Annotated in this window: 19 protein-coding genes; 13 read left to right on the top strand and 6 right to left on the bottom strand. The window is 75.3% G+C overall.

Annotation, left to right across the window (positions count from 1 at the left end; all coding sequences use genetic code 11):
- Position 1 precedes the first annotated feature (1 nt).
- Both ACIQUQ_RS31495 and ACIQUQ_RS31490 read right to left on the bottom strand, forming a co-directional pair.
- Entirely contained in the window at positions 2-754 is a 753-nt protein-coding gene (locus tag ACIQUQ_RS31495) for an ABC transporter permease subunit (protein WP_403982793.1), read from the bottom strand.
- Between the two features lie 3 nt (positions 755-757).
- On the bottom strand, positions 758-1,693 hold the full coding sequence (locus ACIQUQ_RS31490; RefSeq protein ID WP_403982790.1) for an ABC transporter ATP-binding protein: 936 nt from the start codon (positions 1,691-1,693) through the stop codon (positions 758-760).
- Positions 1,694-1,801: 108 nt separating this feature from the next.
- On the opposite strand from ACIQUQ_RS31490, the gene ACIQUQ_RS31485 reads away from it, so the two are divergent.
- The 8 genes from ACIQUQ_RS31485 to ACIQUQ_RS31450 all read left to right on the top strand — a co-directional run bounded on the left by ACIQUQ_RS31485 (position 1,802) and on the right by ACIQUQ_RS31450 (position 8,243).
- Complete coding sequence (locus ACIQUQ_RS31485) at positions 1,802-2,980, top strand: sensor histidine kinase (RefSeq protein ID WP_403982787.1); 1,179 nt, start codon at positions 1,802-1,804, stop codon at positions 2,978-2,980.
- A gap of 4 nt (positions 2,981-2,984) precedes the next feature.
- On the top strand, positions 2,985-3,635 hold the full coding sequence (locus ACIQUQ_RS31480; protein WP_403982785.1) for a response regulator: 651 nt from the start codon (positions 2,985-2,987) through the stop codon (positions 3,633-3,635).
- 99 nt (positions 3,636-3,734) lie between these two features.
- A complete protein-coding gene (locus ACIQUQ_RS31475) occupies positions 3,735-4,889 on the top strand; it encodes an ROK family transcriptional regulator (protein ID WP_403982782.1) in 1,155 nt (384 codons plus the stop codon).
- Between the two features lie 351 nt (positions 4,890-5,240).
- Complete coding sequence (locus ACIQUQ_RS31470) at positions 5,241-5,465, top strand: hypothetical protein (RefSeq protein ID WP_403982779.1); 225 nt, start codon at positions 5,241-5,243, stop codon at positions 5,463-5,465.
- Positions 5,466-5,556: 91 nt separating this feature from the next.
- On the top strand, positions 5,557-6,609 hold the full coding sequence (locus tag ACIQUQ_RS31465; protein WP_403982776.1) for an aldo/keto reductase: 1,053 nt from the start codon (positions 5,557-5,559) through the stop codon (positions 6,607-6,609).
- 225 nt (positions 6,610-6,834) lie between these two features.
- Complete coding sequence (locus ACIQUQ_RS31460) at positions 6,835-7,437, top strand: RNA polymerase sigma factor (RefSeq protein ID WP_403982774.1); 603 nt, start codon at positions 6,835-6,837, stop codon at positions 7,435-7,437.
- Entirely contained in the window at positions 7,427-7,789 is a 363-nt protein-coding gene (locus ACIQUQ_RS31455; protein ID WP_403982771.1) for a hypothetical protein, read from the top strand. The genes ACIQUQ_RS31460 and ACIQUQ_RS31455 overlap by 11 nt, the downstream gene beginning before the upstream one ends.
- 127 nt (positions 7,790-7,916) lie before the next feature.
- On the top strand, positions 7,917-8,243 hold the full coding sequence (locus ACIQUQ_RS31450; RefSeq protein ID WP_403982768.1) for a cupin domain-containing protein: 327 nt from the start codon (positions 7,917-7,919) through the stop codon (positions 8,241-8,243).
- 93 nt (positions 8,244-8,336) lie between these two features.
- Here ACIQUQ_RS31450 and ACIQUQ_RS31445 read toward each other — a convergent pair whose 3' ends face one another.
- On the bottom strand, positions 8,337-9,098 hold the full coding sequence (locus ACIQUQ_RS31445) for a GntR family transcriptional regulator (protein ID WP_403982765.1): 762 nt from the start codon (positions 9,096-9,098) through the stop codon (positions 8,337-8,339).
- Positions 9,099-9,510: 412 nt separating this feature from the next.
- Here ACIQUQ_RS31445 and ACIQUQ_RS31440 point away from each other — a divergent pair, with 412 nt between their 5' ends.
- From ACIQUQ_RS31440 to ACIQUQ_RS31425, 4 genes are all read left to right on the top strand, one after another.
- Positions 9,511-10,386 (top strand): alpha/beta fold hydrolase, encoded by an 876-nt coding sequence (locus ACIQUQ_RS31440; protein ID WP_403982762.1) that lies wholly within the window; start codon positions 9,511-9,513, stop codon positions 10,384-10,386.
- A 124-nt stretch (positions 10,387-10,510) separates the two neighbouring features.
- Positions 10,511-12,124, top strand: coding sequence for an alkaline phosphatase D family protein (locus tag ACIQUQ_RS31435; protein WP_403982759.1), 1,614 nt, complete (start codon positions 10,511-10,513; stop codon positions 12,122-12,124).
- Between the two features lie 173 nt (positions 12,125-12,297).
- Positions 12,298-13,719: a GNAT family N-acetyltransferase gene (locus tag ACIQUQ_RS31430; protein WP_403982757.1), complete on the top strand. Its 1,422-nt coding sequence runs from the start codon at positions 12,298-12,300 to the stop codon at positions 13,717-13,719.
- 311 nt (positions 13,720-14,030) lie between these two features.
- Positions 14,031-15,728, top strand: a complete 1,698-nt coding sequence (locus ACIQUQ_RS31425) for a DUF885 domain-containing protein (RefSeq protein WP_403982754.1) — start codon at positions 14,031-14,033, stop codon at positions 15,726-15,728.
- Positions 15,729-15,864: 136 nt separating this feature from the next.
- On the opposite strand, the gene ACIQUQ_RS31420 is transcribed toward ACIQUQ_RS31425, so the two are convergent.
- The gene (locus tag ACIQUQ_RS31420; protein WP_403982752.1) at positions 15,865-16,368 is read right to left on the bottom strand and encodes a rhodanese-like domain-containing protein; all 504 of its coding nucleotides are present in this window, start codon (positions 16,366-16,368) and stop codon (positions 15,865-15,867) included.
- A gap of 94 nt (positions 16,369-16,462) precedes the next feature.
- Between ACIQUQ_RS31420 and ACIQUQ_RS31415 the strand changes: the two genes are divergently transcribed.
- Positions 16,463-16,909, top strand: a complete 447-nt coding sequence (locus ACIQUQ_RS31415) for an Lrp/AsnC family transcriptional regulator (RefSeq protein ID WP_403982749.1) — start codon at positions 16,463-16,465, stop codon at positions 16,907-16,909.
- A gap of 33 nt (positions 16,910-16,942) precedes the next feature.
- On the opposite strand, the gene ACIQUQ_RS31410 is transcribed toward ACIQUQ_RS31415, so the two are convergent.
- On the bottom strand, positions 16,943-19,957 hold the full coding sequence (locus ACIQUQ_RS31410) for an AAA family ATPase (RefSeq protein WP_403982746.1): 3,015 nt from the start codon (positions 19,955-19,957) through the stop codon (positions 16,943-16,945).
- Positions 19,954-21,120 (bottom strand): exonuclease SbcCD subunit D, encoded by a 1,167-nt coding sequence (locus tag ACIQUQ_RS31405; RefSeq protein WP_403982743.1) that lies wholly within the window; start codon positions 21,118-21,120, stop codon positions 19,954-19,956. Before ACIQUQ_RS31405 ends, ACIQUQ_RS31410 begins: the two co-directional genes overlap by 4 nt.
- Positions 21,121-21,190: the final 70 nt, after the last annotated feature.

The following is a 21,190-nucleotide window of genomic DNA, read 5'->3' as shown; positions in this document are numbered from 1 at the left end:
GTCAGGCGTCCCTCCGGTGCACGGCCAGCCACCCGGCGACCAGCGCGGCGCCCGCCCACAGGGCCATGACGGCCAGTCCGCTCCACGGGCCCGGACCGCCCGCCGTGTCCTGGTGCAGCACCGCCTGTCCGGCCCTGTCGGGGAGGTACTGGGCGACTCCGCCCACCGTGTCCCCGACGACGAACGAGACGATGAGCACGAAGGGTATGAGGAGGCCCAGCACCGCGGCCCCGCTGCGCAGCAGCGCGGTGAGACCGGCCGCGAACAGCGCCATCAGGGCGAGGTAGCAGCCGCTGCCGAACACGGCCCGCGGAACGCCCGCGTCACCGAGCCCCAGCGCCGCCGACCCCATGAAGGCCTGGCCCGCGAGGAACGAGACGAGTCCCGCGACCCACCCCACGAGCAGCGCGAGCACCCCGATCACGGTGATCTTGCCCAGGAAGAACCGGGTGCGGTCCGGCACCGCGCTCAGGGAGACGCGCAAGGCGCCCTGGTGGTACTCACCCGCGACGGCCGTGGCGCCGAAGGCGATGGCCGCTATCTGCCCGAAGTTGAGCCCGAAGAAGGCGCCGGCCAGGCGGTCGGAGCCGAGCGCGTCCGCCTCCCCCTCACCGGTGGTGGCACCGGCCAGGACGCTGATGGCGACCGCGGCCGGCACGATGCCCAGCAGGGACCACGCGACGGCGCGGACGGATCGTATCTTGATCCACTCCGAGTGCAGGACGGGGCGGACGGCAGGGTTCGCGGTGTTCACGGATCAGACCTCCTGGGGGGAGTGGGCGGGGGACGACGAGGCGAACTGGGTCGCCGTGGCGGTGAGGTCGAGGTAGGCCTGCTCCAGCGAGGCCCGCTCGTCGGCGAGTTCCAGGACGGCGATGCCCTCGCGGGCGGCCAGGGCGCCGAGTTCCTCGGCGCGTATCCCCTCCACCGACCAGCGCCCCTCTCCGGCGGCCGTCAGCGCGCGGCCGTCGCGCCTGAGCACTGCCCGGAGCCGGTCCGGGTCGGTGGTGCGGACCCGGGCCCGGGGAGTGCTGCGGGCATCGATGAATTCCCTCATCGACATGTCGGCGAGCAGCCGCCCCCGGCCCAGCACGACGAGGTGGTCGGCCATGGCCGCGGTCTCGGACATCAGGTGGCTGGAAACCAGCACGGTGCGGCCCTCCCGGGCCAGCCGGCGCGTCAGCTCGCGTATCCAGACGATCCCCTCGGGGTCGAGGCCGTTGGTCGGCTCGTCCAGCATCAGCACGCCCGGGTCGCCGAGCAGTGCCGCCGCCATGCCCAGGCGCTGGCGCATGCCGAGTGAGAAGGTCCGGATCCGGCGGCGGGCGACCGGGGCGATGCCGGTCTCCTCCATCACCTCCGCGACCCGCCGGCCCGGCAGGCGGTTGCTGACGGCGAGCGCGAGGAGGTGGTCGCGTGCGGTGCGCGCGCCGTGCGCGGCCTGGGCGTCGAGCAGCGCGCCGACCTCGCGCAGCGGCTCGGCGAACGAGGCGTACGGGCGCCCGCCGATGGTGGCCGTCCCCGACGTGGGGCGGTCCAGCCCGAGGACCAGGCGCATGGTGGTGGACTTGCCGGCGCCGTTGGGACCGAGGAATCCGGTGACGGTCCCCGGGCGCACCGTGAAGGTGAGGTGGTCCACGGCACGGGTGGCGCCGTAGGCCTTGGTCAGGTCTCGGATGTCGATGCTGTTCATGGCTTCAGCGTGGCCGCCGGCCACCGCCGAGCTCCTCCCCCGCCCGGGGGGATCGTCTCCCCCGCACGGGGGAGACGGAGTCGATCACCGCCCTGGCACGATGACGGCATGTCCCGATTCCTCCGTGCGCCGCTGAGGCCGGTCACGTACACCCGCTGGCTGCACCTGTCCGTGCCCGTACTCGTCGTGGCCGTCTGGCTGTTCATGTTTCCCGAGTGGCCGTGGGGTCCGGCGCTGTGGATCTGGGCGCTGGGGCTCGTGCCGTGGGTGCGGAGCGCCGAGGGGCTGCAGGCCCAGTTCCTGCTGACGCCCGAGGACCGGGGGCGCCAGGACGGGCCGATATCCACGACGCCCGCCGTGACCTGGCCCGACCGGTGGCGGACCGTGCTGTGGCTGGAGATACGTCTGGCGGTGGGCGCCCTGACCACGCTCTCCACCGCCTGGCTGCCCTTCACCACGATCGATCTGGTGACGCGTACCGCGGGCGGGCCGATCGCGGACGAGACGCTGCTGCCGGTGGACATGCCGCGCTGGCTGGCGGCCGTCCTGATCCCGGTGCCGCTGCTGGTCCTCCTCGCCCTCGTGATACTGCTCGGCGAGCTGGTCACCGTGCTGGCCCGGCGATTGCTCGGCCCCTCGGCGGCGGAGCGTCTGACGGCCCTGGAGGAGCGGACGGAACAGCTGCTGGAACGCACGCGCATCGCACGGGAGCTGCACGACTCGATCGGTCACGCGCTCACCGTGGCCGTCGTCCAGGCCGGGGCGGCCCGCGCGGCCGGCAGCCCCGAGTTCACCGACCGCGCGCTGGAGGCGATCGAGGAGACGGGCCGGGCGGCGCTGGAGGACCTGGAACGGGTGCTGGTGGTGCTGCGGGAGTCCGGCACGAAGCCCTCGCAGGCTCCGACGCTGGCCGAGGCGGACCGGCTGCTGGAGTCCGCCCGGGGATCGGGTTCACCGGTGGTGGCGCAGTTGTCGGGACCGCTGGACCGGCTGCCCGGGCCGGTGACCCGGGAGGCGTACCGGATCCTCCAGGAGTCGCTCACCAACGTGCTGCGGCACTGCGGGCCGGTGCCGGTCCGGGTGCGGATCGAAATGACGGAGAAGGAACTGCAGTTGGAGGTGACGAATCCCATGCCGGAGACGACGGCGGCCCTTCGGGTGGGGAGCGGCAGCGGACTGCGCGGGCTGCGCGAACGCGCCGCGCTGCTGGGCGGGGTGGCGGACACCGGGCCGCACTCGGGCGAGTGGCGGGTGCGCGCCCGGCTTCCGCTGGAGCGCATACCCTGACCCGATGCCGGTCACCGTACTTCTCGTCGACGACGAGCCCCTGGTGCGCGCGGGGTTGCGCGCGGTCCTGGATGCCCAGCCCGACATCGAGGTGGTCGGTGAGGCCGCCGACGGCGCGGCCGTGGTCCCGCTCGTGCGGTCGCTGCGGCCGGACGTGGTGGCCATGGACGTGCGGATGCCGCTGCTGGACGGCATCGAGGCGACCCGGGCCGTGCTGCGCTCGGTGGACGCGCCGCCGAAGATCCTCGTCGTCACGACGTTCGAGAACGACGAGTACGTCTACCAGGCGCTGCGGGCCGGTGCGGACGGGTTCCTGCTGAAGCGGGCCCGCCCTTCGGAGATCGTGCACGCGGTGCGGCTCGTCGCGGAGGGCGAGTCGCTGCTCTTCCCGGCTGCGGTCCGGTCGCTGGCCGCCGAGTACGGCAACCGGGCGGCCCGGGAGGCGCTGGCGGCGGCCGCGCTGACCGAGCGGGAGGAGGAGGTGCTGAGGCTCATGGCGCGGGGGCTGTCGAACGCGGAGATCGCCGGCCGGCTGTTCGTCGGGGCCGAGACGGTGAAGTCGCACGTCAGCGCCATCCTCGCCAAGCTGGGGGCGCGGGACCGCACGCAGGCGGTCATCGCGGCGTACGAGTCGGGCTTCGTGGCACCGGCGTGACCGGTGTGCGGGGAGCCGGGGGACCCCCTCGTCCTCGCCCGCCCGGGAGCGGCGCAGTACGATCCGCCTGAACAGGTGCACGAGCTGGGAGGACACACGTTGGGGCAGCTGACCGGCGGGGATCCCTCTCTGCTCAGGCGGATCAACTCCGCCGTCGTGCTGCGCGCGCTGCGCGCGGCGGGGGCACCCACGCTCACCGACCTCACCCGCGTGACCGGGCTGTCCCGGCCCACGGTCGAGGGTGTCGTGGAAGGGCTGATGTCGACCGGGCTCGTCGTCGAGGCCGAGGCCGAGGAAGGCGCGCGCCGTCAGGGGCGTCCTGCGCGGCGGTTCCGGTTCCGTGCCGAGGCAGGGCACCTGCTGGGCATCGAGATCGGCTCCCACCGGGTGGCCGCGCTGTTGTCGGGGCTGGACGGCCGGGTGATCGGCGCCGGGACCAAGGACGTCTCGGAGGCCGCCTCGGCCGACGAGCGGCTGGAGAAGGTCCGGGCGTGCGTGGCGGACCTGCTGCGCCGGGCCGGTGTGCCGCGGGATTCGCTGCGCGCCGTCGGCGTGGGCAGCCCGGGCATCGTGGAGGCGGACGGCACCGTGCGCCTGGGTACGGCGCTGCCCGGCTGGACGGGACTGCCGCTGGGCGACCGGCTGCGGCGTTCCTTCCGCTGTCCGGTCCAGGTGGAGAACGACGCGAACGCGGCGGCGGTCGCCGAGCACTGGAAGGGCGCGGCCAAGGACGTGGACGACATCGTCTTCGTCATGGCCGGCCTGAGCCCCGGCGCGGGATCGCTGATCGGCGGGCGGCTGCACCGGGGCTTCGGCGGGGCGGCCGGCGAGATCGGCGCCCTGCACCTGCTGGGCCGGGGCGTGACGCCGGAGCGGCTGCTGTCGACCACCGGCGAGCCGCTGCACCCCCTGGACGAGCAGGCCGTGGCCGAGGTGTTCGCGAAGGCCCGAAGGGGCGACGAGCAGGCCGTGGCGGCGGTGGACCGGTTCATCCAGCGGCTGGTGCACGACGTGGCCGCGCTGGTGCTGGCCCTCGACCCCGAGCTGGTGGTGGTCGGCGGCTGGGCGGCCGGGCTGGACGGCGTACTGGACCCGCTGCGCGCGGAACTGGCCCGGTACTGCCTGCGCCCCCCGCGGGTGGCCCTGTCGATGCTCGGCGAGGCGGCGGTGGCCACCGGCGCCCTGCGCCTGGCCCTCGACCAGGTCGAGGAAGAGCTCTTCGCCATCGAGAAGACGGTGACGTCCCGCCGCTAGCGCCGGTCGCCGCCGGGCCTGGGGGCGGGTGCCTCCAGGCCCGGACCGGTTCGGCACCGGCAGCCGCCGCGGTTCGAGGCGGGGGCCCCGGCCCGCACCGCCGTCGCCCCGCGCGGCGGCCCGTCGCGGGCGCCGGAGGGCGGGGTTGGCATCCCCGGATGGGGTTCTCGGGTTCTCGGATCATCTGGACGTCGAGGGTGCCGCGGCCGAGATGGCGCGGGTCCTCGGGGCGCACGTCGACGCGGACTGGTCACCGCCTGCGCGGGGCTGGTCGGCACTGCGCTGGCCTCGGCCGGCCCGGAGATGCGGGCCTGGCACTGGGGACCGTGCGACCGGACCGGGTTCGCGGCGATGGGCAGGGCCGAGGTCCTGCTGCACACCTTCGACATCACCCAGGGGCTTGGCGTGGACTGGCTGCCCCCGGCGCCACGGTGCGTGGCGGTCCGCGACCGCCTCTTCCCCGACGCCCCGCCCGGCGACCCGGCCGACGTCCTCCTGGGGTGCACCGGCCGCGGAGAGCTGGAAGGGCGTCCCCGCCGCACCTCGTGGAGCTGGCGGGCCGCAGTCTCCGACTGACCGGACCACGGACACGGGCGGGTGCGGCTTGCGCTGGAGTGCGCTCCAGCATTTAGCGTCGGGGCACGACCCACCTGGAGGGGAACGATTCGTGCGGTACACACTGTTCGGCAGGACCGGTCTGCGCGTGAGCGAGCTGTGCCTCGGCACCATGACCGTCGGCGACGACGGGGGCTGGGGGGTGGACCGGGAGACAACCTCGCGGATCCTGGACTCCTACGCCGACGCGGGCGGCAACTTCCTGGACACGGCCGACATCTACGCCGGCGGCGGCTCGGAGCGGATGCTGGGCGAGCTGCTCGAGGGGCGGCGCGACGCGTTCGTGCTGGCCACCAAGTACACCTGCGCCACCCGCGAGGGCGACGTCAACGCGGCCGGCAACCACCGCAAGAACCTGGTGCGTTCGGTCGAGGCGAGCCTGGACCGGCTGCGCACCGACCACGTCGACGTGCTGTGGGTGCACGCCCGCGACAACCTCACCCCGGTCGAGGAGGTGATGCGGGCCCTGGACGACCTGGTCAGGTCGGGCAAGGTGCTGTACGTCGGGGTCTCGGACTGGCCGGCCTGGGAGATCGCCCAGGCCAACACCCTGGCCGAGCTGCGGGGCTGGACTGCGTTCGCCGGTTCGCAGCTGCGGTACAACCTGCTGGAGCGCACCCCGGAGCGTGAACTCCTGCCGCAGGCGCGGGCGTTCGACCTCGCGGTGCTGGCGTGGGCCCCGCTGGCCGGCGGCCGGCTCACCGGCAAGTACCGCCGGGGCGAGGGCGGGCGGCTGGACGCCTGGGAGGTGACGGCGACCCCGCAGGAGGAGGCCGTCGTCACGGCGGTCCTGGACGTCGCCGAGCAGGGCGGCTGGACGCCGGCCCAGGTGGCGCTGGCCTGGCTGCGCGGCCGGCCGGGCAACGTGGTCCCCATCATCGCCGCCACGAAGGAGCACCAGCTCGCGGACAACCTCGGGAGCCTGGAGGTCCGTCTCGACGCGGATGCCGTCGCCCTCCTCGACGGGGCGAGCGCCGTACCGCTCGGCTTCCCCCACGACTTCCTGGCCGATCCGGCCGTGGTCCGCACCGTCTACGGCGACCGCTGGCAGCACATCGAGGACCGCCGCTCCACCCACCGCCGCACCCCGACCGAGATCCGCTAGCGGAGCGTCGCCTGCGGGCCCGCCGCAGTGCGGAACGCCGGGCCCCCGGACCGGGGTGAATCCTTTTGCGTCCCGCAGGTCTCTAGTAGGCGTGCGGACGACCACGTCCGCCCCGCACCCCACCGGGAGGATCCCCCATGACCACCACCGTCGTCATCGTCGCCGCGGCCGCCGTGCTGCTGTGCGCCTGCACCGTCACGCTGCTGCGCCGCCGGGGGCGTCGGCGTGGCTGACCACACCTGGCCCGGTGCCACCCTGGTCGCCTCAGCCCAGCGCGGCGACGTCGAGGCGCTCAGCGCCCTCGTGTACGGGTCCCACCCGCACGTGCAGAGGTTCGCGCACTCTCTCTGCGCCACGCCGCAGGACGCCGAGGACGCCGCCCAGGAGGCGCTGATCATCCTCTACCGGAAGATCGGCATGCTGCGCGCCTCCGGGGCGCTGGCGTCGTGGATGTTCCGGATCGTCCGCAACGAGTGCCTGCGGCGCACCCGTGGCCTGCTCCAGCGCCTGCCGCCGGCCGTCCCGGGCGGGCCCGGGGAGCCGGACCGCTTCGAGGGCGCCGGCGGCACCACCCGGTCCGCCGAGGAGGACGTGCTGCTGCGCCTGGAGGCCGAACGCGTGGCGGCCGCCGTCGCCGCGCTGCCCGACGACCAGCGGCAGGTGCTGGTCATGCGGGACATCCAGGGGCTGCCCGGACGGGCGGTCGCCGACCGGCTCGGGCTCAGCACGGCCGCCATGAAGTCACGCCTGCACCGGGCCCGTTCGACGGTGCGCGAAGCGCTGAGCGAGGACCTGGCCGCGACGGGAGGATCCCACGATGGCACCTGACCCGACCACGGCACCGCCCGCCACCGCACCCCGCGGGGGCACCGCACCCGGAGGGCTCGCCGCCACCGCGTCCGCCCACGGCGGCCAGACCGCCCGCCGTGGCTTCGCCAGCGCCAGCGTGCCGCGCCATCTGGCCCGGGGCGCCCTCGGGTTCGGGGCCCTCGCCGGCGCCCTCGCCCTGCTGCCGGTCGTGGGCGTGGCGAGCCTGCTGCTCGCTCCGGTCGGCCTGGTCGCCCTCCGCGGCTGCCCGATGTGCTGGGCGATCGGCCTGGCGGAAACCGTCTCGGCCGGACGCCTGCGCCGGTCCTGCACGGAAGGAAGGTGCGAACTGACCCGCACAGGGCAGCACTAGGCCCGCCCGGTCGGGCTTTGCCAATCGGTCGACCCACCGTCCGTGCGGGTCACGTAGCGTCTGGGGCATCCAGAAATTCCGTCGCAGGCGGCCGGTGGACACTGCCGGCCGTCAGGAGAGATGCGCCGTGACCCTGATCGACCTGATGAAGACCGCGGCAGAACTCCCGGAAGGGTGGCGTTCGCTCGCCCTGGGAGAGGTGGGCACGGCCTGCGTGAAGGTGCTGAGGATGGACGAGATGCCCGTCGAGGCGGAGAGCCACGGGACCACCGAGGCCCTGCTCGTCCTCGACGGCGTGCTCCAGCTCGACGTCGCCGGCCGCCTCGTCCCGGTGGAGGCGGGCGAGCTCTACCTCGTCCCGGCGGGGACGACGCACGCGGTCCGGCCCGGGAGCCGGGGGACTCTCGTGGTCGTGGAACTCCGGGAGGAGGACGCGTCACCCGACCGGCCGTGACCGCGGGGTCGGGGCCCGCGGACGGGACGGACACGGACACGGCTCCGCCCCGGCCGCCCTTGGCGGGACCGGGGCGGTCCGTGACGGGGTCCGTCAGGAGGCCTGGCGGGGGGTGTCCGGGTGGATTTCCACGGCGCCCGCCGCTCCGAAGGTGAGGCGGCAGGTGTCCGCGCGGTAGGTCGCGACGGAGACGGCCGCGGTGCCCTCGGTCGTGAAGTACCGGGTGGTCACCAGCAGCACCGGCGAGCCGGGCAGACGGTCCAGTTCCTTGGCGTCGTCGGCGCGGGCCGAGCCCAGCTCCACCGACCGGTCCTGGCCGTCGAGTTCGAGGCGGCGCAGCTCCCGCAGCACCGCGCGCGCCCGGGCCGGTCCCGCGGGGGCGTCTATCCCGGAGAGGCCGGGAACGGAGGCGGCGGGCACGTACAGCAGCTCGGCCGCGACCGGCTGGCCCTGCGTGACGCGGATGCGGCGGACCGTGTGGACCCGGGTCCCGGCGTCGACGCCGAGCAGTCGGGCGACCGCGGCGGCCGGCACGGCCTCCACGGAGTCCACGGGCTGCCAGCCCTCGCCCGCGTCGCCGGGCCAGTCGTGGCGGGCACCGTCCACGGCCACGCCCACGCGCGGCGGGGCGACGGTGGTGCCGACGCCGCGGCGGCGCTGGAGACGGCCTTCGAGCTCCAGCTGCTCCAGGGCCTGCCGGAGGGTGGCCCTGGCCACACCGAAGCGGGCCGCCAGGTCACGCTCGTTCGGCAGCACCTCGCCGACGGCGAAGTCCTGATCGAGCGCCTCGCTGAGCACGGTCTTGAGGTGCCAGTACTTCGGCTCCGGCACCGTTTCGAGCTGCGTGGTCCCCACCCTGACTCCTCCTGCTATCGCTGTCTTCCAGCGGCAGTTCCGCGCCTTTGTTTATTAAAGGTTCCTGCACTATCCCTGCGACCATAGGGGCGCGCCACCCCTTGGTCAAGACCAATCCTCATACCTTTGCCGGGCACACCGGGCATACGTATCAGGCCGTTCACAGGATGTTCTTGCGGAGTGCAAAGTCCGCGAATCGCTCACGACCAGGCGTCGGGGGAAGGCGGCCCCGCCCACGGTTACGGCCGCACAGCCGTTGCGGGAACCGCCGGCGGCCGGTGCCTGGCCGGATTTCACGGCGCGTGCCCCAAGATCGGGTCCCCACCCCTTGAAGCAGCCCCTACTGGGCGGTAATCATCTGCTGACGCCGGGTCTCACAACGGCGCGTCCCCCGCCTTCGACGAGGAGCAGCATGACCGCCACGGTCTCCTTCCCGCTCGACACCCCGGCCGGCCCCCGCGAGGCCACCGTCGCCTACGAGCGCCGCGGCGCGGGCGAGCCCCTCCTGCTCCTGCACGGCATCGGCCACCACCTCCAGGCCTGGCACCCCGTGCTGGACATCCTGGCCACCGAGCACGAGGTGGTCGCCGTGGACCTGCCCGGCTTCGGCGTCTCCCCGCCGCTGCCGGACGGGGTCCCGTACGGGCTCGGCAGCGTCGTCCCGGCCCTCGGCTCGCTCTGCGCGACACTCGGCCTGGACCGCCCCCACGTGGCGGGCAACTCCCTCGGCGGCCTGCTGGCCCTGGAGATGGCCCGCGCGGGGCTGGTCCGCTCCGTCACCGCCCTCTCCCCCGCCGGCTTCTGGTCCGAGGCCGAGCGCCGCTACGCCTTCTCCACGCTCCGGGCCATGCGCGCGGGCGCACGTGTGCTCCCCCGGCCCGCGCTGGACCGCCTCTCCCGCACCGCCGCCGGCCGCGCCGCCCTGACCAGCACCATCTACGCCCGGCCGGGCCGCCGCTCCCCCGAGGCGGTGGTCGCCGAGACCCTGGCCCTGCGCGAGGCCCCCGGCTTCGCCGAGACCCTGGCGGCGGGCGAGGGCGTCCTGGTGACCGAGGACGTGCCCGGCCTGCCGGTGACCATCGCCTGGGGCACGCGGGACCGGCTGCTGCTGCGCCGACAGGGGGTACGCGCCAAGCGGACCCTGCCCGGCGCGCGGCTGGTCCGCCTCCCGGGCTGCGGGCACGTGCCGATGAACGACGACCCGGCGCTGGTCGCCCGCGTCATCCTCGACACCGCGCGCGAGACCTCGTCCGTCGCCGGCGGCACGGCCCGCCCGGCGACTGTCTGACGGCTGTTCACCGGCGGTTCGCGCGGCGGACGTCGGGGCCCGGTGTGCCCTCGGCACACTGGGCGGCCCCCGCCCGCCACCGCCGGGCGGGGGTCACCCCTGGTCCCCGCCCGGAGGCGCACCGATGACGCAGCCCAGTCCCGACCGCCGTTCCCTCGTCCGCGGTTCCCTCGCCGCGACCGCGGCGCTCACCCTCCCGGCCGTGCCGCTCGCGGCACCGGCGAGCGCGGCCGCCCCGCGTACGGCGCCCGCGGCGCCCGTCCTGGCCCTGTCCGGCCGCCCGAAGGCCCTGTGGGGCGTCCAGTCCGGCGAGGTCACCGCCCACTCCGCCCTGGTCTGGACGCGCGCGGACCGTCCCGCCCGGATGCTCGTGGAGACCTCGCCGAGCGAAACGTTCCGCTACGGCACGCGCCGCTGGTACGGGCCCCTGCTCGGCCCGGCCACCGACCACACCGGGGTCACCGCCCTGCACGGCCTGCCCCCGGGCACCCGGATCCACTACCGGGTGCTGCTCGCCGACCCCGCCGACCCCCGCCGCACCTCGGAGCCGGTGGCCGGCAGCTTCCGCACCGCGCCCGTGCTGCGCCGCACCGGCGTCCGCTTCCTCTGGTCGGGCGACCTGGCCGGCCAGGGCTGGGGCATCAACCCCGACCGCGGCGGGCACCGGGTCTTCGACGAGATGCGGGCCCTGGACCCGGACTTCTTCCTCTTCAGCGGCGACACCGTGTACGCCGACGGGCCGGTCCAGGCCACCGCCGTCCAGCGCGACGGCCGCGTCTGGCGCAACCTCACCACCCCCGAGAAGTCGAAGGTCGCGGAGACGCTGGACGAGTTCCGCGGCAACTTCCGCTACAACCTGCTCGACGAGCCGTACCGGCGCTTCCGGGCCCAGGTGCCGGTCATCGCCCAGTGGGACGACCACGAGGTGCGCAACAACTGGTACCCGGGCCAGCTCCTCGACGACCCCCGCTACACCGTCAAGGACGTCGACGTGCTGGCCGCCCGCGCCCGGCAGGCCTTCGGCGAGTACTTCCCCGTCGCCGCCCCGGCGCCCTCACCGCGCGCCCAGGGCCGGATGTACCGCGTGGTCCGGCACGGACCGCTGCTGGACGTGTTCGTCCTCGACATGCGCACGCACCGCAACCCCAACTCCCCCGGCCGCCAGGACAACGACCCGGCCGGCATCCTCGGCGCCGGCCAACTGGCCTGGCTCAAGCGGGAGCTGTCCCGCTCGCGGGCCGTCTGGAAGGTCATCGCCGCCGACATGCCCCTGGGCATCGTGGTCCCCGACGGCACCGCGGACTTCGAGGCCGTCGCGCAGGGCGACCCCGGCGCACCGCTCGGCCGGGAGCTCCAGATCGCCGAACTCCTGCGCCACATCAAGCACGAGCGCATCACCGGCACCGTGTGGCTCACCGCGGACGTGCACTACACCGCCGCACAGCGCTACGCGCCGGAGCGGGCGGCCTTCGGCGACTTCGCGCCCTTCTGGGAGTTCGTGTCGGGACCGATCGGCGCCGGCGCCTTCCCCGCGGGACGGCTCGACCGGACCTTCGGCCCGGAGCAGGCGTACGTCCACGCGCCGACCGTGCCGAACCTGTCTCCGGACGAGGCGCCGCCGCACTACGGCGAGGTCGTGATCGACGGGGACTGCGGCGAGCTGACCGTGCGACTGCGCCAGGAGGGCGGTGCTGTGCTCTTCAGCCAGGTGCTCACGCCGGGGCGCGTGGGCCAGTAGGGTGGCGGAGGGCCGTAGGGGCGCACCGCCCCGCCGGCCCCCGGTCCGCCGCACCCGGCCCGTAACCCGGAAGGCCCCGACGAAAACAGGACGAAACCGGCCAGATCCACCTTTTACCAGCCGGTCACAGTACGTTCGTGATCACGCAACACCCCGGGGCCAGAGTGGTGTGCATGACTCACCGCACCCCTGCCGAAGCCCAGCACCCCCACCGCCACCACCACTGGCGCCGTGACGTGGTCGAACTGGCCGCGCTCTTCACGGCCGTGGCCGTGGCCGACGCCCTCGCCAACCTCGTCGTGCACGGCCCGGAGGGCCCCTACCTCCTGGTGGCCTCGGCGGTGGCCCTGCTCATCACGGCCGGATTCCACACCTGGTGGGCCCGGCGGCACAGTCATGCGCCGCCCCGCCCGCCGGCACCGGCATCCGCCGCGCCCCGGTCCGATGCCGCACCCCGCCGTCAGGCACCGGCGCCCGCCGCCGGCACCCTGTGGCGGATGCGGACGACCGTACGGGACGAGCCGGGCAGCCTCGCGGCCCTGTGCACGGCCCTGGCCCGCCACGGCGTCGACATCCTCTCCCTCCAGACCCACCCGCTCGCCGAGGGCGGCACCGTCGACGAGTTCCTGCTGCGCGCCCCCCAGGAACTGCCCGCCGCCGAACTGACCCGCACCGCGGCCCTGGCGGGCGGCCACAGCACCTGGACCGAGCGGGCCGACGCCCACGACCTGGTCGACGCGCCGACGCGGATCCTCGGACTGGCCACCCGCACCGCCCTCGACGCCGCCGAACTGCCCCTCGCTCTGCGCCAGCTGCTCGGCCGCTGCACGATCCACTCGATCCCCGCGACCACCCTCTCCGGCCGGCCGAACGCGGCCGCCGACGCGCCCGTCGAGGGCGTCCTGGAGGCCACGGTGATGCGGCTGCGCGACCCGTCGGGCGGTGCCATCACCATCGAGCGCCCCTACCTGCCCTTCACGCCCACCGAGTTCGCGCGGGCCCGCGCCCTCGTCGAGCTCGACGCCCGGCTCGGGCCGCGCGTACCGCGCAGTCAGGACGTGCTCACCCTGCCCGAGGGCAACGAGATCACGGTCCGCCGCGCGGACACCTCCGACCTGGCGGCCGCCCGCGCGATGCACGACCGCTGCTCGCCCCGCACGCTGGGCCTGCGCTACCACGGCCCGGTCGGCGACGCCGACCGCTACCTCGACCACCTGCTGAGCCCGCGCTTCGGACGCACCCTGGCCGTGCAGACCGCCTCGGGCCGCCTGGTCGCGCTCGGCCACCTCCTCTGGGACGGCGACGAGACCGAGGTCGCGCTGCTCATCGAGGACGACTGGCAGCGCCGCGGCATCGGCTCCGAGCTGCTGCGCCGGCTGCTCGCGATGGCCGTCGAGGCCGGCTGCGACAGCGTGTACGCCGTCACCCAGTCCTCCAACACCGGGATGGTGGCCGCCATGCGGGGTCTGGGCCTCCCCCTCGACTACCAGATCGAGGAGGGCACCCTGGTGATCACCGCCCGCCTGGACGCGACTCCGGTACGCTCCCGCCTCGCCTACGAGGTGCCGCAGGACCGGCCGACCCACCAGCGCTGACGCGGCACGGACACGGATCCGGTCGATCTTCGCCAGTCCTCCGGATCCGCCCCCGCCGCGCGCCCCGGCCCGGGGCGTGCCCCCGGTGCCGCCCCCAGGGACCGGGGGCACGCCCGCCACCAGCCGGTACGGGCGGCGCGCCCCCCGCGCGCCGCCCACGTGCGCCGGAGCACCCGGACGGCCCCGACTTCCCGGCCACCCGGCGGAATCCGGCCGCCGACCGGCCCGGGCACCCGTTCCGCCCCCGCGCGACAGGCGGCCGGAGCGGAACGGTGGTGACGCGGGGCCCTTCTTCGTACGAAGATGTCCGCATGTCAGACACCCTCAACGGCACCCTGCTGCCCCGCCAGGTCGCGGACGCGTACGTCGACGACCTCATCGCCCTCGACCCGCTCACCGGCACCTACCTGGGTGTCGCCGAGAGCTCGCGCAAGCTCCCGGACTTCTCCCCCGCGGGCCGCCAGGCCGTCGCCGAGCTGGCGCGCACCACGCTGCGCAGGCTCGACGCAGCCGAGCAGCTGCCGGGCGCGGACACCGACGCCGAGCGTCGCTGCGCGCGCCTGCTGCGCGAGCGCCTGACCGCCGAACTCGCCGTGCACGAGGCCGACGAGGACCTGCGCGCCGTCTCCAACATCCACTCGCCGGCCCACTCCGTGCGCGAGGTCTTCACGATCACCCCCTCCGAGACCGAGGAGGACTGGTCGGCGATCGCGGAGCGGCTGCGCGCCGTCCCGGCCGCCCTCGAGGGCTACCGCTCCTGCCTCGAACTCGGCCTGGAGCGCGAGCTGTACGGCGCCCCGCGCCCCACCGCCACCTTCGTCGGCCAGCTCAGCGCCTGGGCCGGACAGGGTGAGAAGGGCGAGCCCGCCTTCTTCGACGACTTCGCCGCGGGCGGCCCCGACGCGCTGCGCGCCGAGCTGGACAAGGCCGCGGCGACCGCCACGGCGTCGGTCGTCGCCCTGCGCGACTGGATGCGCGACGTGTACGCCCCGGCCGTCGAGGGCCGCGCCGAGACGGTGGGCCGCGAGCGCTACGCCCGCTGGGCGCGCTACTTCAACGGCACCGACCTCGACCTGGACGAGGCGTACGCGTACGGCTGGGCCGAGTACCACCGCCTGCACGCCGAGATGAAGGCCGAGGCGGCGAAGATCCTGCCCGGCGCCACCCCCTGGGAGGCGCTGAAGCACCTCGACGAGCACGGCACGCACATCGAGGGCGTCGACGAGGTGCAGGCCTGGCTGCAGGGCCTGATGGACGAGGCGATCGAGGCGCTGGACGGCACGCACTTCGAACTCGCCGAGCGGGTGCGGAAGGTGGAGTCCCGGATCGCGCCCCCCGGCGGTGCCGCGGCCCCGTACTACACCGGCCCGTCCGAGGACTTCTCCCGGCCCGGGCGCACCTGGCTGCCCACCATGGGCGCCACCCGCTTCCCGGTGTACGACCTGGTGTCGACCTGGTACCACGAGGGCGTCCCCGGCCACCACCTGCAGATCGCGCAGTGGACGCACGTGGCCGACCAGCTCTCGCGCTACCAGGCCACCATCGGCATGGTCAGCGCCAACGCCGAGGGCTGGGCGCTGTACGCCGAGCGCCTCATGGACGAGCTGGGCTTCCTGAAGGACGCCGAGCAGCGCCTGGGCTACCTGGACTGCCAGATGATGCGCGCCTGCCGGGTGATCGTGGACATCGGCATGCACCTGGGCCTGGAGATCCCGGCCGACTCGTCGTTCCACCCGGGCGAGCGGTGGACCCCCGACCTCGCGCAGGAGTTCTTCGGGCTGCACAGCGGCCGTCCGGCGGACTTCGTCGAGAGCGAGCTGACCCGCTACCTCTCGATGCCGGGCCAGGCCATCGGGTACAAGCTCGGTGAGCGCGCCTGGCTGCTGGGCCGGGACAACGCCCGCAAGGCGCACGGAGACGCCTTCGACGCGAAGGCCTGGCACATGGCGGCCCTGTCGCAGGGCTCGCTGGGCCTGGACGACCTGGTCGACGAGCTGTCGAAGCTCTGACCCGCGACGCGCGAACGCGGCGCACCCGACACGCGCACGCGTGACGTCACGCACGACGGCCGCCCGTCCCCTGCCGGGGGCGGGCGGCCGTTCGCGTGCGTGCCGGCCCGGGGGCGTTCCGCGTCCCGGAGGGCGGTCAGCAGCCGCAGTCGTCCGAGTCGGTGGGCGCGGTCAGCGGGTCGGCCTCGGCACGCTGCTCGCGGCCCTGCCAGGTCTCGACCTCGAAGCCCTCGCGGATCCAGTACTCGATCCCGCCGAGCATCTCCTTGACCTGGTAGCCGAGTTCGGCCAGGGCGAGGGCGGCGCGGGTGCCGCCGTTGCAGCCGGGGCCCCAGCAGTACGTCACCACGGGCACGTTCCTGTCGAGGAGGTCCTCGGCCTGCTCGGGGATCAGCGCGGTCGGCAGGTGGACGGCACCGGGCACGTGGGCCTGGTCCCACGCGGCGGTGGAACGCGAGTCGACCAGCACGAAGCCCGGGTCCCCGCCCTGCTTGAGCACGGCCGCGACGTCGGAGACGTCGGCGTGGAAGGCGAGGCTGGCACCGAAGTAGGCGGCCGCGGCGGCCGGGGAGGCCGGGGGAACACGGAGGACGGGGTTGGTCGGGGCGGGGGCCTGGGTGGTGTTCGTCTGCGTGGTCATGGCAATGAATCTACGTTTCGTTGATCCACCTCGGAAGCGGGATTCCCCGGCAGTTGCGTTGCCGCGCCGGGGAATCCCCTGCTATTCCTGGCGCATGACCAGCTATTCACCGGACGCCACCGACTGGCGCATCCTGGCGGCCCTCCAGCGCGACGGCCGGGCCAGCTTCGCCGAACTCGCCCGCGCCGTCTCGATGTCCGCCAGCGCGGTCACCGAGCGGGTGCGCAGGCTGGAGGAGGCGGGCGTGATCACGGGCTACACGGCCGTGGTCGACCAGGAGAAGCTCGGGCTGCCGATCCTCGCCTACACGCGGCTGCGCTACCCGCACGGCAACTACAAGCCCTTCCACGACCTGCTCCAGACCACCCCCGAGATCCTGGAGGCGCACCACGTCACGGGGGACGACTGCTTCGTGCTGAAGGTGGCCGCCCGCTCGATGGGGCACCTGGAGGAGATCTCCGGGAAGGTGGCCTCGCTCGGCTCGGTCACCACCAGCGTGGTGTACTCCTCGCCGCTGCCCCGGCGGGCGCTCGGCAACTGACCGGCGGACCCGCCCGGCCTCCCGGGCGGCGGCTCAGTGGCCGGTGCCGCCCGTGTGGTGCCGTACCGCCGAGCCGCCGCGCTGCTTGACGACCTCCAGCTGGGCCTGGACGCGGGTGCGCAGGTCCGCGACGTGGCTGACGATGCCGACGCTGCGGTCGCGTTCGCGCAGCGAGTCCAGCACGTCGAGCACCTCGTCGAGCGCCTGGTCGTCCAGGCTGCCGAAGCCCTCGTCGATGAAGAGGGTGTCCAGGCGCACGCCGCCCGCCTCGTCCGTGACCACGTCGGCCAGGCCGAGCGCCAGGGCGAGGGAGGCGAAGAAGGTCTCGCCGCCGGAGAGGGTGGCGGTGTCGCGGGTGCTGCCGGTCCAGGCGTCCACGACGTGCAGCCCGAGCCCGGACTTGGCGCCGCGGCCGGCCCGGGCGTCGGAGTGGACCAGCGTGTAGCGGCCGCCGGACATGGCGAGGAGGCGCACGGTCGCGGCGGCGGCGACCTGTTCGAGGCGGGCGGCCAGCACGTACGACTCCAGGCGCATCCGGCGCTCGTTGTCGGCCGAGGTGCCCGCGGTGAGCCCGGCCATCCGGGCCACCCGGCCGTACTCCTCGCGCAGCGGTCCGAGGGCCCGCAGTTCCGTCTCGGCCTGGCGGGACAGCCGGTCGAGGTCCGCGCACCGGCCGCGGGCGGCGTCGGCGGCGGAGCCCGCGGTACGCAGCCGGGCCGCGGCGGTCGCGGCCGCCGCCTCCGCGGCTTCGGGCCGGGCCGGCGGCAGGGCCGCCGCCGCGACGGCGTCGGCCTCGGCGAGCCGGTCGGCGAGCGCGGCCCGCTCGGCGGCCCAGGCGTCGAGACGGTGCTGGAGGGCCCGGCGCTCGGGTTCGGCGACGCGGGCCGCGGCGGCCGCCTCGGTGGTGTCGAAGCCCGCGGCGAAGGCGGCGTCGGCCAGGGCCGCGTCGGCCTCCTTCAGCCGGCGCGCGGCGCCCTCGGCGTCGGCTGCGGCCCGGCCCGCGTCGGTGACCAGTCCGATGCGGCGCTCCAGCACCCCGGCCTGGGCGGCAACGCTGGGGGCGTCGCCGCGCACCCGGGCCAACTCGGCCTCCAGCGTGGCCTGTTCCCGCTCCAGGCCCTCGCGGCGGGAGCCGGCGGCGGCCAGGGTGGTCTCCGCCTCGCGACGGGTCTCCAGCCGGCGGGCCTGCTCGCGCTCGGCCCGGGCGAGGGCCTCCGCGGCCGCGTGCAGCCCGGCGGCCTCGGCCCGGGCACGGGCGTGTTCGGCCGTCAGCTGTTCTGCGCGCTCGCGGAGTTCGGCGGTGGTGGCCGCGCCGGCGGCGGCCGCCGCCTCGTCGCGGGCCTGTTCCACGACCGCGAGGGCGCGCTCGGCGGCGGCCCGGTCGGCGTCCAGCCGCTCGAAGCGGGTCCGGGCGGCGTCCTCGGCGGCCCGGTCCACGTGTCCGGGTGCGGGCCTGGCCGGGCGGGGGTGCTCGGGGGACCCGCAGACCGTGCAGGGTTCGCCGTCGGCGAGGGCGGCGGCCAGCTCGGCGGCGATGCCGGCCAGCCGGGCCTCCTTCAGCTCCAGCCAGTGCTCGCGTGCGGCGCCGGCGGTCTCGCGTACGGAGAGCAGCGCGGCGGCCGCGCGTTCGGCCTCGCTGGTGCGCTCGTCGCGGCGGCGGGCGGTCTCCAGCTGCTGCCGGGCGGGTTCGAGGCGGCCGGCGAGCGCCTCGGCCCGGGTGGCGGCCTGCCGTGCGGCCTCGACGTCCTGCTGGAGCGCGGCACGCCGGGAGTCCCAGTCGGCCAGCCAGGCGGCGGCCTCGTGGAGCCGTTCCTCGGCGGCGCGGGTCTCGCGGTCGAGGGCGGCGCGTTCGCGCGTGATCTCGGCGCTGCGGGCCTCGTCCCGGCGGGCGGCACCCAGGGCACCCAGCTCCTCGCGCAGCCGCCGCTCGACGGCGGCGAGCTGCTCGGCCCCGGCCTCGGCCAGCGCGGGCGGCAGCTGCCCCCGGCAGCGGGCGTCGGCGGCCCGGGCGGCGCGGTGCGCGGCCTCGGCGGTGGCCCTGAGTTCGAGGGCGGGGGTGACGCGGTCGGCGCGCGCGGCCCGGTCGAGGCGGGCCCGTACCCGGTCGCGCTCGGGCGCCTCCGCGGCCAGGGCCTCGGAGCGGCGGAGGGCCTCGGCGTGGCGGCGCTGGAGGCGGTCGAGTTCGCGGGCGTCCTCCAGGGCGAGGCGGCTCGCGTGGTGGGCGCTCTCGGCGGCGGTCAGGGCGGACTCGGCGACGGTCAGCCGCTCCCGGGCGCTCACCCGGGCGACGGCGGCCCAGGCGCGTACCTCCTCGGCCAGCCCGGGGTCGCCCGGCGACAGCTGCGGCAGGGGCCGGGCGCGCAGGTCGGCCGCGTCTCCGGCGGCCTGGGCCAGCCGGTGCGCGACGGCCAGCACCCGCTCGTCGCCCTCGCGCACCCGGGTCTCGGCGGCCCGGCGCCGGTCCCCGAGGCGGGCCTCGACCGCGGCGAACCGGCGGGTGTCGAAGAGGCGGCCGAGCAGGCGGCCGCGGGCCTCCGCGTCGGCGCGCAGGAAGCGCGCGAACTCGCCCTGCGGGAGCAGCACCACCTGGCAGAACTGCTCGCGGCTCATGCCGAGCAGCACCTCGATCTCCTCGCCGATCTCCTGGTGGGAGCGGCTGAGGGCGCCCCATCCTTCGGCGGCGGTGTGCTCGCGCAGCCAGCTCTGCGCCTTGTCGCGGGTGGTGCCGGTGCCGCGCTTCTTGGGGCGGTCCTGTTCGGGTCGCCGGGTGATCTCCAGGCGCCGTCCGCCGACGGTGAGTTCGAGCGTGACCTCGGTGGGCGTGCCGGGGTCCGCGTGGTCGCTGCGGAGGGTGGTGCCGGGGGCCTGCCGGGGGCCGGGCACGGATCCGTAGAGGGCGTAGCAGACGGCGTCCAGGACGGAGGTCTTGCCGGCACCGGTGGGGCCGTGGAGCAGGAAGATACCGGCCGCGGAGAGCGCGTCGAAGTCGATCTGCTGGGGGGCCGCGAAGGGCCCGAAGGCGGTGACGGTGAGCCGGTGGAGCCTCATCGGGCCGTCTCCCGCAGGGTGTCGTCGGTGCGTACGTCGTCGAAGGCCTGGCGCAGCACCGCCTGTTCGGCGGGGTCCGCGCCGCTGCCGCCGCGCACGTGGGCGACGAAGTCCTCGGCGATCTCCTGGTCGCTGCGGCCCTTGAGGCGCTGGGCGTACGAGGCTCCGGTGCCGGTCTCGCCGCCCTCGGGGTCGAAGAGCAGGCTGAGCGTGCCGGGGAAGCGGGCGGCGAGGCGGGCCATGGGCTCGGCGGGGCGGACGGGGTCGGTGAGGGTGGCCTCGACCCAGGCGTCCTCGTGGGGCGCGAGCGCCGGGTCGTCGAGCAGGTCGTCGAGGCGGCCGCGGATCCGGGCGAGGGGGCGGGGCACGGGGGTGTCGAGGCGCTCGGCGGTCAGCTCGCCGGCGGGCCCGAGGTCGACCAGCCACATGGACTTGCGTTGGTGGACCTCGGAGAAGGAGTAGGCGATCGGGGAGCCGGAGTAGCGGACCCGCTCGGTGATGGTCTGGCAGCCGTGCAGGTGGCCGAGGGCCGCGTAGTCGACGCCGTCGAAGACCTCGGCGGGGACGGCGGCGACCCCGCCGACGGTGATGTCGCGCTCGCTGTCGCTGGCGAGGCCGCCGGTGACGAAGGCGTGGGCGAGGACCACCGAGCGGGTGCCGGGGGCGCGGCCGGCGAGGTCGGCGCGGACCCGGTCCATGGCGGCGGTCAGCACGGCCTCGTGGCCGGCCCGGTCGGTGCCGAACTCGTCCTTGACCAGGGCGGGTTCGAGGTAGGGCAGGCCGTAGAGGCAGACGTCGCCGTGCGCGTCGGCCAGGACGACGGGCTCGGCGCAGCCGGCCGGGTCGGTGCGCAGGTGGATGCCGGCCCGGCCGATCAGTCCGGCGCCGACGCCGAGGCGGCGGGCCGAGTCGTGGTTGCCGGAGATCATCACGGTGGGCACGCCGAGGTCCGCGAGGCGGTGCAGGGCGCGGTCGTAGAGGGCGACGGCGGCCAGCGGGGGGACGGCCCGGTCGTACACGTCGCCGGCCACGAGGACCGCGTCCACCGCGTGCTCCCGGACGGTGGCGACGAGGTGGTCGACGAAGGCGGCCTGGGCGTCGAGCAGGTTGACGCGGTGGAAGCTCCGGCCGAGGTGCCAGTCGGAGGTGTGCAGAAGTCTCACCCGTCCGCTCCGAGCTGCCGCCGCCGCACGTCCGCCTCCGCCTGACTCATCCGCCGTCTCTCCTGTTGGC

Source organism: Streptomyces sp. NPDC101118 (genome assembly GCF_044759445.1).
Lineage (GTDB): Bacteria > Actinomycetota > Actinomycetes > Streptomycetales > Streptomycetaceae > Streptomyces.
Note: the sequence above shows the minus strand (reverse complement) of the source record. Positions and strands in the feature narration are given on the sequence as shown.